The 13833-nt window shown below is 60.1% G+C and carries 12 protein-coding genes and 2 pseudogenes; 7 read left to right on the top strand and 7 right to left on the bottom strand.

Annotation, left to right across the window (positions count from 1 at the left end):
* Positions 1-30: 30 nt before the first annotated feature.
* The 5 genes from ACFO5X_RS12790 to ACFO5X_RS12770 all read right to left on the bottom strand — a co-directional run bounded on the left by ACFO5X_RS12790 (position 31) and on the right by ACFO5X_RS12770 (position 3424).
* Positions 31-444: a hypothetical protein gene (locus tag ACFO5X_RS12790; protein WP_380717861.1), complete on the bottom strand. Its 414-nt coding sequence runs from the start codon at positions 442-444 to the stop codon at positions 31-33.
* Positions 441-1766 carry a recombinase family protein gene (locus ACFO5X_RS12785; protein WP_380717860.1) on the bottom strand — a complete coding sequence of 442 codons (1326 nt, stop codon included), beginning with the start codon at positions 1764-1766 and terminating at the stop codon, positions 441-443. The genes ACFO5X_RS12790 and ACFO5X_RS12785 overlap by 4 nt, the downstream gene beginning before the upstream one ends.
* A complete protein-coding gene (locus tag ACFO5X_RS12780; protein ID WP_380717859.1) occupies positions 1763-2215 on the bottom strand; it encodes a DUF2924 domain-containing protein in 453 nt (150 codons plus the stop codon). The genes ACFO5X_RS12785 and ACFO5X_RS12780 overlap by 4 nt, the downstream gene beginning before the upstream one ends.
* A gap of 190 nt (positions 2216-2405) precedes the next feature.
* Positions 2406-2621, bottom strand: coding sequence for a helix-turn-helix domain-containing protein (locus tag ACFO5X_RS12775; RefSeq protein WP_380717858.1), 216 nt, complete (start codon positions 2619-2621; stop codon positions 2406-2408).
* A 131-nt stretch (positions 2622-2752) separates the two neighbouring features.
* Positions 2753-3424, bottom strand: a complete 672-nt coding sequence (locus tag ACFO5X_RS12770) for a hypothetical protein (protein WP_380717857.1) — start codon at positions 3422-3424, stop codon at positions 2753-2755.
* 303 nt (positions 3425-3727) lie between these two features.
* On the opposite strand from ACFO5X_RS12770, the gene ACFO5X_RS12765 reads away from it, so the two are divergent.
* The 3 genes and pseudogenes from ACFO5X_RS12765 to ACFO5X_RS12755 all read left to right on the top strand — a co-directional run.
* A complete protein-coding gene (locus ACFO5X_RS12765; RefSeq protein WP_380717856.1) occupies positions 3728-4075 on the top strand; it encodes a helix-turn-helix transcriptional regulator in 348 nt (115 codons plus the stop codon).
* Positions 4076-4078: 3 nt separating this feature from the next.
* Positions 4079-7129, top strand: coding sequence for a bifunctional DNA primase/polymerase (locus ACFO5X_RS12760; RefSeq protein ID WP_380717855.1), 3051 nt, complete (start codon positions 4079-4081; stop codon positions 7127-7129).
* 1504 nt (positions 7130-8633) lie between these two features.
* Positions 8634-9553, top strand: a pseudogene (locus ACFO5X_RS12755) (IS3 family transposase); the annotation flags it as partial.
* Positions 9554-9810: 257 nt separating this feature from the next.
* Here ACFO5X_RS12755 and ACFO5X_RS12750 read toward each other — a convergent pair.
* The gene (locus tag ACFO5X_RS12750) at positions 9811-10830 is read right to left on the bottom strand and encodes an IS110 family RNA-guided transposase (RefSeq protein WP_380717854.1); all 1020 of its coding nucleotides are present in this window, start codon (positions 10828-10830) and stop codon (positions 9811-9813) included.
* A 58-nt stretch (positions 10831-10888) separates the two neighbouring features.
* Here ACFO5X_RS12750 and ACFO5X_RS12745 point away from each other — a divergent pair.
* A pseudogene (locus tag ACFO5X_RS12745) lies at positions 10889-11092 on the top strand (integrase core domain-containing protein); the annotation flags it as partial.
* Between the two features lie 369 nt (positions 11093-11461).
* On the opposite strand, the gene ACFO5X_RS12740 reads toward ACFO5X_RS12745, so the two are convergent.
* Positions 11462-12505 (bottom strand): site-specific integrase, encoded by a 1044-nt coding sequence (locus tag ACFO5X_RS12740; RefSeq protein ID WP_380717853.1) that lies wholly within the window; start codon positions 12503-12505, stop codon positions 11462-11464.
* 198 nt (positions 12506-12703) lie between these two features.
* Between ACFO5X_RS12740 and ACFO5X_RS12735 the strand changes: the two genes are divergently transcribed.
* The 3 genes from ACFO5X_RS12735 to ACFO5X_RS12725 form a co-directional block, all read left to right on the top strand.
* Complete coding sequence (locus ACFO5X_RS12735; RefSeq protein WP_380717852.1) at positions 12704-12937, top strand: hypothetical protein; 234 nt, start codon at positions 12704-12706, stop codon at positions 12935-12937.
* Between the two features lie 34 nt (positions 12938-12971).
* The gene (locus ACFO5X_RS12730; RefSeq protein WP_380717851.1) at positions 12972-13124 is read left to right on the top strand and encodes a hypothetical protein; all 153 of its coding nucleotides are present in this window, start codon (positions 12972-12974) and stop codon (positions 13122-13124) included.
* 402 nt (positions 13125-13526) lie between these two features.
* Positions 13527-13833, top strand: a 307-nt coding sequence (locus ACFO5X_RS12725; RefSeq protein ID WP_380717862.1) for a ParB/Srx family N-terminal domain-containing protein, incomplete at its 3' end; no start/stop codon positions are given.

The following is a 13833-nucleotide window of genomic DNA, read 5'->3' as shown; positions in this document are numbered from 1 at the left end:
TTTGCTTTTCGTCATAACCATCATCCTTACTTAAGTTGATGGTCTCCGACAAACTCGGGGCGATTCAAACACCTTGCGCTGCCTTTCCCACTCCAGCGGGAACGGCTCCAACACCCTCGCAAGCGTCACCTCCGGTCCCTGCTTCCCGTCCAGGATCGCCACAACGATGTCGGGTGAAAGCAGCGTCATGCGCAGGACCCGGGTCATGTAGGAGGGCGCAATCCCTTCGCGCTCGGCCAATTCCGCGATGGTGACAAACTCGCCGGACTCCAGAAGGCGCTTCCAGCGCAAGGCGCGCGCCAGCGCCTTCACCAGCGTGTTGTCGGTCTTGCGTGATTGGCTGGCTCCTTCGGATAGTTGCATCTCCTTCCGCCCGCCGCGCTTCACGATCCGGAAAGGGACATGGAGCGTCACGGTCTTGGGGTTCGGCGTCGCGCGGCTCATGCGGCTGCGCTCATGTCGCCGGCCAGCATCTCGCGGGCCAGACCGCCGAGGCCGTCGACACGCAGTCTGACCTTCAAGCCCTCACTGCTAATCTCCACGCGCTCGACCAGTAGCGCCACGATGCGCGCCTGCTCGGCGGGGAAGAGTTCGTCCCAAAGCGGGTCGAGCTGCTGCAGGGCCACGCGAGTGTCGCCTTCGGAGACGTCGTCGGCGTGGCTGCGCGCCGCCTTCCACGTCCCTGCCACGATCTCCGGCTGCCGGAACACGGCGCGGAGCTGGTCGATGACGGCGGCCTCGATATCGCCCGCGGGCACCCGGCCGATGGGGCACGCGCCAGCGCCATGTTTCAGGACGGTCTGGCTGACATAATAACGGTACAGCCGGTCACCCTTCCGCGTGTGGGTCGGCGAGAACGCGGCGCCGTCGGGACCGAACAGCAGTCCCTTTAGCAGCGCGGGTGTCTCGGCGCGGGTCCGCGCAGCGCGCTTGCGAGGGCTCTCCTTCAGGATGGCATGAACCTTGTCCCAAGTCTCGCGCTCGATGATCGCGTCGTGCTCGCCGGGGTAGCTCTCCCCCTTGTGGACCGCCTCGCCAATGTAGGCGTGATTGTTCAGCATCCGGTAGATGTACTTCTTGTCAATGCGGTTGCCCCGCGGCGTACGGATGCCACGAGTGTCGACCTCCCGGGCCAGTTCTGTCGCCGAGCCGATCTCGAGGAAGCGGGCGAAGATCCAGCGGACATGCGAAGCGCTTTCCTCGTCAACCACCAGCTTCCGGTTCTCGACCTGATAACCGTAGGGCGGCACACCGCCCATCCACATGCCCTTCTTTCGGCTGGCGGCGACCTTGTCACGGATGCGCTCGGCCGTCACCTCGCGCTCGAACTGGGCGAAGGACAGCAGGATATTCAGCGTCAGCCGACCCATCGACGTGGTGGTATTGAAGGACTGCGTCACGCTGACGAACGTCACCCCGTTCCGGTCGAAAACCTCGACCAGCTTGGCGAAGTCGGCCAGCGAGCGGCTGAGGCGGTCGATCTTGTAGACCACCACCACATCGATCAGCCCGTCCTCGATGTCCTCCAGCAGCCGTTTCAGGCCGGGCCGTTCCAGCGTGCCGCCCGAAATGCCGCCGTCATCATACTGATCGCGGACCAGCACCCAACCCTCGGAGCGCTGGCTGGCGATGTACGCCTCGCAGGCCTCGCGTTGAGCGTGGAGGCTATTGAATGCCTGCTCCAGCCCTTCCTCGGAGGATTTCCGGGTGTAGACCGCGCAGCGCAGCTTGCGGACGACCTTCGATTTCTCGGGCGGTTTCGTCATGTCCGCCCCCTGTGGTTCTTGAGCCCGAAGAACACCCACCCGTTCCAGCGCGTTCCGGTGATGGCCCGCGCGATGGCGGACAGCGATTTGTAGGGTCGCCCCTGCCATTCGAAGCCGTCGGCGGTGACGGTGACGACCTGCTCGACACCCTGCCACTCGCGCAGCAGCCGCGTGCCGGTGATCGGGCGGTGTCGATCGGCTCGCATGCCGCGCTTCCTCTTGTCCCCGCCGTCCAACTCCTCGCCGAGCCGCTCCAGCCGCCGGATCGTCTCCGGCTTCAGCCCGCCATAGGCCACTTCCTGGATGCGATAGGCGATGCGGCTTTCGAGATAGCGGCGGTTGAACGGCGGCGGATCGCTGTCGAACAACTCGCGCCACTGCGCTTTCAGAACGGGCGTCGGGGTGGTCTTCAACGCGGCCAGGCGTGCGGGGATGGGATCATGGGTCATCCGGTTCTCCGAGTTTGCATGGCACCATGACCGCTCGGATCGGATGGGTTGTGTAGTGAACTTTCTACAATCCCGGCGGATAGTTGGCTTGACTGGCAGAGCCGGACGAGCCCCAGCGCCAGGATCGTGCAGAGTTCGGCCCGGCGCTCGAGGGGCGTCAGGTGGCGGGGGTTGAGGGCGTTTGGGCGCTTCATTCCACATACCCTCGGGTCGGCCCAGACAGCATCTCACGTTCCCAAGCTTCGATGCCGTCGTGCGGATAGATCACCCTGCCGTTGATCTTCATCCAACCCGGCCCGTTGCCATCGCGCCGCCAGCGTTGAAGCGTCCGTGCCGTCACACGCCAACGCAGCGCCAGCTCGCGCTCCAGCAATGCGTAAGGTGGGTTTTCCGGTTTGTTTGTCATTCTATCCGCTCGTCGGGAGATTTCGCCTTGAGCGGAAGAATGCGGCGCGGCGACCATTCACGTCGTCTGTGGTCGGGGTGTGCTAGAGTGGTTGTCGAGGTGCTGTTCAGTCGTTGCCGCGCGGTGCGGTGTCAGAGATTAAGGCGATAAGCCCCTCGTCTGTCGGAAACTATCAACTCCTGCCAGTCGCGGTTCTTCATGTATCGGAATGCAGAGGAGAGCGATTTGCCGTCGAATTTGACCTCGTTCCGGATCGCTTCGCCCCGGACCCAAACCTGGCCTCTTTGATAGGACTGGTGCAGGACACGCACGATGCCGGCCTGGATCGGGTTCAGGGTATATTCAACGCCCTGCAGCGTGACATGTGCGTATCCGTCATCGTGATCGAAGGACCCGGTTTGGGATGGCACCGCGCGGGTCTGCGTCAGGCGTTCCACAGAACCCGTCGACGGTAGAAAGTCGGAAAGCCAATCGGGAATGTCCCGAATGTTGCGCGGAAACTGCTCGGGTTCGAATATTTCCACTTGTTCGAGAGCGACTGCAGCGCCGCTGAACGAATTCGACCAGCGCTGGTAGTCAATCCCCCCGGAAATGTAATGTGCTGGGTGGACCGCAAATCGCGGGCCAGAAGGATCGGCATTCTTCGCGACGGCGCTGGACAACAACTGCCCCTCCGACAAGCTTTCAACAAGTTGGCGAACGAGCTCCCGTTTGCGATCCCGATACTGGTTTTCCCGAGGGTTTTGCGGAACATCCAATGCGAAGAACGGCACTTCGAATGCCGAAACATAGAGCTCTTCCATCGCTTCAAACGCCTCTGGAGGCGACCACCGCCGGAGCGCTTCCAGTATGCTGAGACCCTGTGGTGGGCGCTCACGGAATGGCTTCAGAGCCGGATGTCCAGATGACTTCATGATGCAATCCTGAGGCAGAATCACTTTGCGCGCTACTGGTCGTGGGCACGCTCGAGCATGGCTCATCCTGCCCCTCGTCGGCACCCATTTCGCCCCATGTCGCCTCTTGTCTGGAAATGTCATCCTTTTCAACATTTTACGCGAGAATATACTCTCGCGGAAGAGATGCTCCAGCACAGGTGTACGAGCGCAATGACCGAAAAGCAGGCACAGAAGACGAACAGCACGACTCCGGTTTGGTATTCTACCGAGGCCGAGACGCACGTGGCGAACATGATGGATTTCGCCGATGAAACCGCCGGCAACGTCCTCGCCAATCAGGGAAACCCGACAGATGCAAATGCCGTTGTATCTCTCATCCGCCACCTCACTCCGGCCGAGCTTGCCTCTCGCTGGCGCGTAAGCCCTCGGACTCTGGAACGCTGGCGTGTCAACGGCATCGGCCCCTGCTGGCTGAAGCTCTGCGGGCGCGTGGTCTATCGCCAGAACGATGTAGCCGCGTTCGAAGCCGAGGCCTTGCACGGTCTTCAAGACGAGTGACCGGTGGCGGTGGAGTGGCATACCAGGCCCCCACCGGACAAGCAGACAGACAAGCGGGTGGCCCGAGGCCGCCCCGCAGGTGTTGGTACCATCACCTATGGTTTGGCTGCGGCCAGGCTGTTCGACAACGGCTATCTCCCGATCCCGATCCGGACCGGCACCAAGGTGCCCGCGCTGACGCGATGGTCGACGGTGCCAATCGATATCGGAGCTGTCGATACCTGGTCCACGAAGTTTTCGGACTGCGGCATCGGACTCAGGACGGGTGACCTGGTCGGCCTCGACATCGACCTGCTCGACGCCGACCTGGCCCATGAGGTGGCCCACAAGGCCGAACAGACCCTCGGGGTAACCCTTGTCCGTGTCGGGCTTTGGCCAAAACGGCTGCTGCTCTACCGCACGGACGCGCCCTTCGCCAAAATGCAGGTGCCGGGCATTGAGGTGCTCGGGAGTGGCCAGCAGTTCGTGGCCTTCGGCGTCCATCCCGATACCGGGCGGACCTACAGCTGGCCTACTGGCGACACCCCGCTGGACATCGCCCTGACCGACCTTCCCTCCGTCACATGCGATCAGCTGCGCACCTTCCTGGGCGAGGCATCTGCTGCGTTGCCAAGTCGATCGTCGACACCGTCTCGCTCGCGAGGATCGCCACCCCAGCCCAATCAGCCCGTCCGAGTCGATGGGCTGGTCATCGACGGGCGCGACGCCTGGCTGTCAACGATCGCGTTTCACGCGGTGCACGATGCACTGGACGTCGGTCTGGCGCCGGACGCCGAGGCAGTGTCGCTTCAGGTCTGGGACCGCTTCGTCGGTTCAACGGACCTTTCGCGGGCACGAAAAGGAAGTCAGCGCCCTTACAGGCAGGGTGATGCGAGAAAGAAGGTCAACGACAAGCTCCGCCTGCTTCGGAGTGGACTTCTGCCGCCGCGCAGCACCGACACGCCCGAACCCGTGAATACTCCTGTCGGGCGCAGCGTTGCCGCAGCGCGCGGAGAACTGGACGCATTCCTCGCGAATGCCTGCGACCGGATCGAGGCGTGGCACAGTGGCGAAGAGGCAGAGCCCGCCCCGCAGATCGGATTACGGGCCACCGTGGGGCTGGGCAAGAGTTCGGCGGCGCGACGCCATCTGCTGGCGCTGCGAGAACGGCTCAGAGCCGCGGGTCTTCCCCACCGGATCGCCGTGTTCACGCCCTCCCACGCGCTGGCAGAGGAATGCGCTGCCGAGTGGCGGCAGACCGGTGTCACGGTGGCGGTTCTGCGAGGATATGAGATGCGTCACCCGACCCGAGGCGAACCGATGTGCCGGGATGTCGAGGCGGTGCGGCTGGCGCTGACAGCGGGGCTCGACGTTTCCAACACGGTTTGCCGCGACAAGCTCAATCGCGCGTGCCAGTTCCATGACACGTGTCTCAAGCAGGAGAACCGGCGCGAGGTGGCTGCAGCGGATGTGGTCATCGCGCCCTATGACGCCCTCTTCACCGGCTTTTCGTCCGAACCGGGAACCTTTGCACTGTTGCTGATCGATGAAGGATGCTGGGCTCGCGCCATGACCGAGAACCGGGAACTCAAGGTCGAGACATTGGCGGAACAATCCATCTCGGGTCGCAAGGGGGGATCATCAAAACTCGCGGCGGCCGCCTCTGCTGCCGATCTCCTGGACCTGCGCCACACCCTGATGAAGGCGTTGATGGCCACCGGTCCGGGCGCGGTGCGGAAAGGCGATCTTGTGGCCGGCGGGCTCACGGTCGAGCACTGCCGCAGGGCCGCCGGGTTGGAATACGCCCGCCGCCGAGACCCGGGCCTCTATCCCGGCATGTCCCGCGAGGAACGACCGGTCGCCACCGCCATCGCGGCACAGAACCAGATGGCGACACGCCTGGGCGGGCTGTTCAACATCTTCGGTGATATCCTTGAGGGAAACGACAACCGCGGACAGGTGAGGATCCTGCCGCCTGATCCGAAGACCGGGCTGCACGACCTGCTGATCACCGGGATGCATGTCATCCATCCAAACCTGCGCTCGAAGCCTGTCCTGCATCTTGACGCCACGCTGAGGCCGGAGATTGCTCGAAGGGTGCTGCCGACATTGGACGTGGAAAAAATCGACGCCTCCACACCGCACATGTCATTGCGGTTGGTCACGGGTCGGTTCGGAAAGTCGGCGCTGATCGAGGACTCACGAGCAACCGGTGAGGACAACGCTCGAAGGCGGCGCCACCTTGCCGAGGTCGTCGATTACGTGCGCTGGCATGCGCTGCGTGTGGCGCCGGGCCGCACGTTGGTGATTACCTACCAATCCGCTGAAGCCGCCTTTGCAGGGATCCCAAATGTTGAGACGGCGCATTTCAACGCCATCGCAGGGCTCGATGCCTGGTGCGACGTCGCGCAGATCATCCTGGTCGGGCGGCCTCTGCCTGCATCTGAAGATATCAACCACCTCGTCGGCGGATTTTTCGGAAAGGAAGTGGCCGGCGGCTACGGCTTCAGCCGTCGCGCCGTGCACATGCGGGATGGGTCCAGTCGCCCGGTTCGGGTGATTGCCCACGGCGATCCCGCAGGGGAACTCCTGCGCTCGGCCATCTGCGACGACGAACTGATCCAGGCCATCGGCCGCGGGCGTGGGGTGAACCGGACGGCGCAGACGCCGCTCGAAGTCCAGGTGCTCGCTGATGTCGCCCTCCCCTTGGTGCATGCTGTGGTCACCAGCTGGGACTTGGCAGCACCGGACCTGATGCAGAAGATGTTGCTGGCGGGCGTCGCCGTCGACAGCCCGGGTGATGCCGCTGCCCTGCATCCGGCCCTGTTTGGCAGCGAAAAGCAGGCCCAGAAGGCTTTCGAGAGAGCCGGATTTAAGCGACATTCCTCTTATAAGGATCCTATAAGGGAAATGTCGCTTAAATTGGCCTCCTACCGTCGCCCCGGACGCGGCCGGTCCTGGCAGCGGGCGTGGTGGCTGCCGGGGTTGATCGGCGAAGACGAAGCCCGGGCGCTGATCGAAAGGACTTTAGGTGGGCTGGCGGAGTGGCGACGCCTTGGTTCTGTTGCTGATTGAAATCGTCAGAAGACCGCTTCGAGCCTTTGTTGCCCTATGATGCCTGGGCGCCATCTCGCAAGTGCAGAAAGGATGGGCCGTCGCTCCCGGCCCAGTCCTTCTTTTCGAAGGGACAGTAGATGCAGCACCGCACCGTCACCCCGGTCGGTTAGCGGCCGGGGATCGATTGTTCAATGCCGCGGCTGCATACTGAATGAAGCATTTTCGCAATTTGATGGTTTGTTCCTCTTGAACCGGCGAAAGTCATTGATTTGTTTGCGAGGGCGATGAATGAGCTTTTAGACGCGGAACCAGATCCCGTGTGGCGAGTTACACGAATGGCGTGACTGCTGTTCGGGGCGCGCTTAACCCCACGTCTATTGCCGGGTTCATGGGCTGGCGATGGAAGATCCGCGCGCCCCGTTCTCCAATCCTCCCAGCGGCTGAAATTGTGCGAAGGCGGCTAGTTGTTGCCACTTCTAAGCGCACAACATTTGTTAACTTAAACCCTAGCGGCGAATCGCGTTACCGTTGTCTCCGAGCAGTTGGAACCTTTAGAAGTTCCGATGAGGCATCTCACCACATTTCCAACTCGACAGGCGGGCAAGGAGGTGTTCATGTCTAGATTCGATATATTCGCGCTCGTGATTTCGTTGACGTTGTCCATCCTGGGAATATGGGTGGTTGTATCGATGTGAGGCGCGACCTGGCTGACGGGAACCATCCCTGCGTAATATAGTTTCCCAATGGCGCGTAGCGCGAGACCTTAAAGTTCGCGGGGGGACATTGTGAAAGTGGTTCGCTGGGCAAAATTTGTCGATAAGGCTTCGAACGAGTACTGTGTGATTGAGAGCAGAGACCCACGGTCGGCTACTGCTGAAGGCAACCGATCTCAAAAACGCCAAGCCAGGATAGCTGTGCGCTATCAGCTACGCACAGGCGAGCCTGCGATATACGTCGACGAAGACCGAGTGACGCTGGTGGACGAAACGCGCTTGCTCCGCTCCTCAGAATGGTTCGACGAAACCGATGGAGCCAAATTCGCTGGACTGTACAGCGACGGCAGGCGCAGACCATGACCAGCCTAGCCTAGTCGCGAATGTTGCTCAAAGCTACTGGCAGCTCGCCGTTACGAAGCGCTCAGAGGTTCACTGAACCTCCGTGAACCGGCGCAGATTGCGAACATAGCGAAGACAGCCCCTTAAAAACGCTTGGATTCGGGAATAGCTGCAGGTTGCGCGGAACGGCTTTTGTTCACATCGAAGCGCTTGGAAGTTGGTGCCGGTGGTCAGAGGCAGAATCGTGCAGTTACGGCCCACAGCGGTCATTGGCCGGGATCATCATTGCCGCAGCGCGGCTTCCCCATGCTGGACCTTCATGACACTGTGCAACATACTCCAGGGCCCGAAGGTCAGCAGTGCGGACAAAGCTGCCGAAAACCCCGTAGTGGCAATGTCAGCTGACCTGCTCCCCTGAAAAGTCCTCGCTTTGAGGTTAGCCTGTTCTCCGAACGAGGAGACAGACGATGAAGAGATCACGGTTCAGCGAAGCGCAGATCATTGGCATTCTGAAGGAGCATCAGGCGGGCATGAGCGCGCCCGATCTATGCCGAAAGCACGGGATCAGTGATGCGACCTTCTACAACTGGCGTCGCAAGTATGGCGGCATGGAAGTCGCCGAGGCCAAGCGGCTGAAGGCGCTGAAAGCCGAGAACGCCAAACTGAAGAAGATGCTTGCGGAGCAGATGATGGATGTAGCGACGCTGAAAGAGATGCTCGGAAAAAACTTCTGAGGCCCGGTTCGAGGAGGAAAGCGGTGGACTGGGCCATGAAAGAGAGAAGCTACTCGCAGCGGCGGGCCTGTGCCCTGGCCGGGATCGATCCGCGTGTCTATCGGCGGAAGTCAAAGCGTCTGATGGATACGGAGCTGCGCGCCAGGATGAAAGAACTGGCGTCAGAGCGGCGACGGTTCGGCTATCGCCGCCTGCACATCCTGCTCAAACGGGAAGGCTGGGAAGTGAACTGGAAGAAGCTGTACCGGCTCTACCGAGAAGAAGGGTTAACCGTCCGTAAACGGGGCGGACGCAAGCGCGCGATCGGGACCAGGGCGCCAATGGCGATCCCGCAGGGACCAAACCAGCGGTGGTCGCTCGACTTCGTGTCGGATGCGCTGGCTGACGGCCGCCGGTTCCGCATTCTCTGCGTGATCGATGACTTCAGCCGGGAATGCCTGGCGACGGTCGTGGATACGTCGCTCTCCGGCATCCGAGTGGCGCGAGAACTGGACCGGATCGCGGAAATGCGAGGATATCCCTGCATGGTGGTTTCCGACAACGGCACCGAGCTGACGTCGAACGCCATGCTCAAATGGCAGGAGGATCGCCAGGTGGAATGGCACTACATCGCGCCCGGCAAGCCGATGCAGAACGGCTTCGTGGAGAGCTTCATGTATAGACGGCCCCGCAGGCGCAAGTGTTTTGAACGTGATCTTCATCGGCCGGTGCGTTCATGTATTCGGCCTGTTCGTGCAGCCTATACATGACTGCTGGCCCTGATGGTGTCCGCGGATCGAGGCCTCATCAACGGGACGCGCTCAGGCGCGCTTAAAGTTCTTCGGGCTTTCTCGATCCTCAGCTCTGCCGATTTGCCATCACGCTGTTATTGCACTTGTGCCATCTCATTGTTCCTTAGCTTGTTGATCCTTCACGGGTGAGCGGTCCGGAACACCTCTCCTGTGGAGAGCATTGCCCATATCGTCCGCGCCAGCTTGTTTGCGACCGCGACAGCAACGACCATGGGTCGGCGCCGTTCCAGCAAAGCCTCGATCCATGGGCCATCGACGCGGGAACGGGCCTTTGGATAGCGGACCACAGTGCGCGCTCCCAGGACCAGTAGATGGCGAAGATACCGATCCCCTTGTTTGGTGATGCCACCAAGCCTGTGCTTGCCCCCCGACGAGTTCTGTCGTGGCGTCAGTCCAAGCCAGGCAGCAAACTCCCGCCCTGACCGAAACGCCGACGGATCGGGGATGCTCGCTGCAAAGGCTGTTGCGGTAATCGGCCCGATCCCCGGTATGGTCGCAAGCAAGCGACAGATGGAGTTGGTTTTGTGGATCTCCGCCAACCGGTCTTCGATGCCGTCGATCTGCCGGTTCAGCGCATCCAGTTGCCGGACGAGGGCATCCAAAGCGAAGCATGCATCTTCCGGAAGGTCTTCTCGTATCTCGTCCAGCTTCGCGACGAGGGCATCGACCCGGTGCCTACCCTGTGCGACGATAACTCCATACTCGGCCAAATGCGCCCGGAATGCACAAGCTGTCATCGTTCTCTGACGGACCAAAAGCCCTCGGGCTCTATGCAGCATCAGAAATCCCTGATCCTCGCGTGATTTGATCGGGACAAAGCGCATGTTGGGACGGGTCACCGCTTCACAAATGGCGGCCGCATCAGTGGCGTCGTTCTTCGCGCCCCGTCGCACGAAGGGTTTTACGTAACCTGGAGGAATGAGACGAACGTCATGGCCGATCCTCTGCAGCTGTCGAGCCCAGTTGTGGGCAGTTGCACACGCCTCGATGCCAATCAGGCAAGGGGGTAGTGACTCGAAGAAGGGTAAGAGCTCACGACGCGAAAGCCTCTTGCTGTCGAGCGTCCTGCCGGACGCGTCGGCGACATGGACGTGAAATACGTTCTTGGCCAGATCAAGGCCCACGGTGGCTGGGTTCATGGAAATTCTCCTTCTGCAAAGTAGGACCAGTATACGGTCCCATCTCAGGAGCGGGGCCGTCTTCCCCATCAACGGCCGCCTCAGGGACGAGTGCCTGAACGAGCACCTGTTCCCAACCCTGGGCCATGCCCGCCATTTGATTGCGGCATGGCGCGACGACTACAACCATCACCGCCCCCACTCGAGCCTCGACGGGCTCACCCCACGGGAGTATCACCAACGGTCAAGAGAGGACCAAACTCTGAACAGAGCTAACCTATAAACGCGGACTCCAAGGGGAGCAGGTCAGTATGTGTCGGCTGCTATTCGCAATCGAGAATTCGGCACGATTTCGGAAATCGCTCATATGTCCGGCCTGTTGATCGGCTCGCGGGCCGTGGCCTTGATGGGGTTACGCACGCGCCGTGGTCTCATTACCGGCAAGGTCCATGATGACCATTGGCGACGCCTCCCCGCAGTAAGCTTCTCGTCATGTTATCTGCCTTAGAGCGTCAAGGGCGCATGTCCATATTGATCGGCTGCGCTTCGAGGTTCCGCGCGAGGCTGGTGAGAAACGAACTCAGGCATTCTTCGAGGCCTGCAGAACCGGGGCCGCGGTGATTCATTGTTCACTTGGCGGGTCGCGCTTTAGTTACCGTTCCTCTTTGCGCTGCTCCGACGGCTGCGCGCCGTCTACCTCCGTTGTATTACTCATCCTGGCAGACCCAAAAGCCTCGGACACCACTGCAGCTGCAGATTGGCTGGCCAGAATTCTCCGCCCATAGCGCGCTGGCATTTCCGGGGACGTCCAACGCCCTGCCACCATGATCGAAGAAAGGTCACAGCCAAGCCTGAACGCATCCTGTACTCCACCAACCCGTGTGCTATGTGCCGAAAGGTCATCTCGGCCAGTGCAGCGTTTGATTATCCTCGACAATGTTGCAGGGTGCATCGGAGTCATTCTATTGGCGCCGGATTGCGACTTAGTGAGCAGAGGATCGTCCAGGCTCAAGTTCGCGGTTCGAACCCACTTCAAGACCGCAGTCGTCCCTTGACCGGAGAGAAACGCGTAGGCTCCTTGGCCGTATGGATCGGTCTTGGATCTTCTGATGAACAAAAGACTGGTACCGTCGGGTTGACGGATCAAATCCCTGACCCGAAGCGCGACGATTTCTGATGCCCGGCACCAGCTGTCCGTGGCCACCCACAGGGCTGCCTTGTCTCGCAGCTCGATTCGTGTGTTTCCCAGAGAAGCAATAACCTCGAGAATTTCCTTTTTTCCCAACGGCGCAGCTTGTCGGATACCCGCACCGTATGTTCGTTTCACAGCCTTAAGAGACAGTTCGACCAGTCTATGTCGGCATGGTGTAGGCAGGAATGCCGCCCGGTGCATTTCGGAAATGGCCCACAATCGCAATTCGATGGTAGTCGGCCTGATGCGTCCTCCCATGTCATCGACATAGGACGCAACAACCTGAGGGTCCACGGGCGGCACAGGGTCAACGCCTCGAAGAACACACCAGTCGCTGAACTGGCGCACCATCGCGCGGTAGTTTCGAAGCGTACTTGGTGCAAATGCAGCTTCCGATCGTCTGCGGTATTCCTCTATCAGCTGGTCTTTGCGTTCGGAAGGTGCCTTCATGACCTGCACGACTGTCGCCAAACGCTCTTGTTCCCTGTTGAAAGTCTGTTTCATGATTATTCTCCAATCCGGGCGCCAAACAGTTTACAATGATCATTTTACAGGTACGGTGTTAACTCTTCATTCATGTTTTCGGATTAAGGGTGGCTCGATCATTGGAACGATCAGGAGCGAAGTCGCATGCGTCAAAGAGATGAGAAGAATAGCAATTCTTGCAATGCAGAGACCCGTCGTTCAATAGAGCAGACAGTCATGTCGCAGGATCACATCGAACGCCAACTGGTATTTGACCTCTTCATTGACGGATTCCAGATCGCGCGGAACATCGAATCTCTCGAAGTCGCTCAGGAACTGGCTGGAGAGTTCATTCAGGAAAACCTACCATCCAAGATCAACGGACGGGAATATCTACAGAGCGGCTCCTGCAAGGAATTTTCAACTTGGACATACTCCTATGAAAAAGCAGCCTGGTTACAGACCCGTTGACCGCGATGCGTCCTGCATTGGCCGAACAACTGAAATGTTAGATATTCTGGAGTTGGAAGCCGTGTTGCTCGAATATATTTCCAAGTTCGGTCTTACCTCCCGTGCACGCGCACTCTACCAAAGAAACTTTGCTACGGACGATGAACAGAGCCGCACCATGAACGACGAGCCCGAATCGGGCACCTAAACCGAATAATCACGTATTTCTGCCACTCTGATTGTCGCACTCTTGATCACGATCCGCGGCTTCGCACGATCCGTGTATTGACGTCTGGTTTCGTGAAGTTCGATATCTACTGCTCGGATATTGCTGCTTAGGCCGTTCGAAATTTCAACGGCGTGCGCGCAGACATTGCTTGGTCATTCTCTGCTAGCCTCTCTCTTTGTCGGCGAATGCGTACTGTCGCGGAAAATTGAGGAAAAATGTCATCCTTTCAGTAACTTAAACACAGAGATATACTTCAGCCAAGCAAGCAAACGGACACGACCAATTCCGAACGGGGGGCTCATGGGACGCACAGTAGTGATACAAGACCTGGACAGCGATGGCCTTCGCGGCGCGACGTCCATTCGACATTGCCCGGTAGAGATGCTGATTCCCTATGCCAACAATGCCCGCACGCATTCGGAAGCCCAGGTCGCACAGATCGCCGGATCGATCCGGGAGTTCGGTTTCAACAACCCAGTTCTGGTCGACGGCGAGAATGGCATTATCGCGGGGCACGGGCGGGTGCTGGCGGCACGCAAGCTGGGACTGGCCGAGGTGCCGGTCATTGAACTGGCTCACCTGAGCGAGGCGCAAAAGCGGGCCTACATTTTGGCCGACAACCGGCTGGCCGAAGCTGCGGGCTGGGATCGCGATCTTTTGGCGCTGGAACTCGGGGACCTGACAGACC

It is taken from the genome of Seohaeicola nanhaiensis (genome assembly GCF_042654245.1).
Classification (GTDB): domain Bacteria; phylum Pseudomonadota; class Alphaproteobacteria; order Rhodobacterales; family Rhodobacteraceae; genus Seohaeicola_A; species Seohaeicola_A nanhaiensis.
Note: the sequence above shows the minus strand (reverse complement) of the source record. Positions and strands in the feature narration are given on the sequence as shown.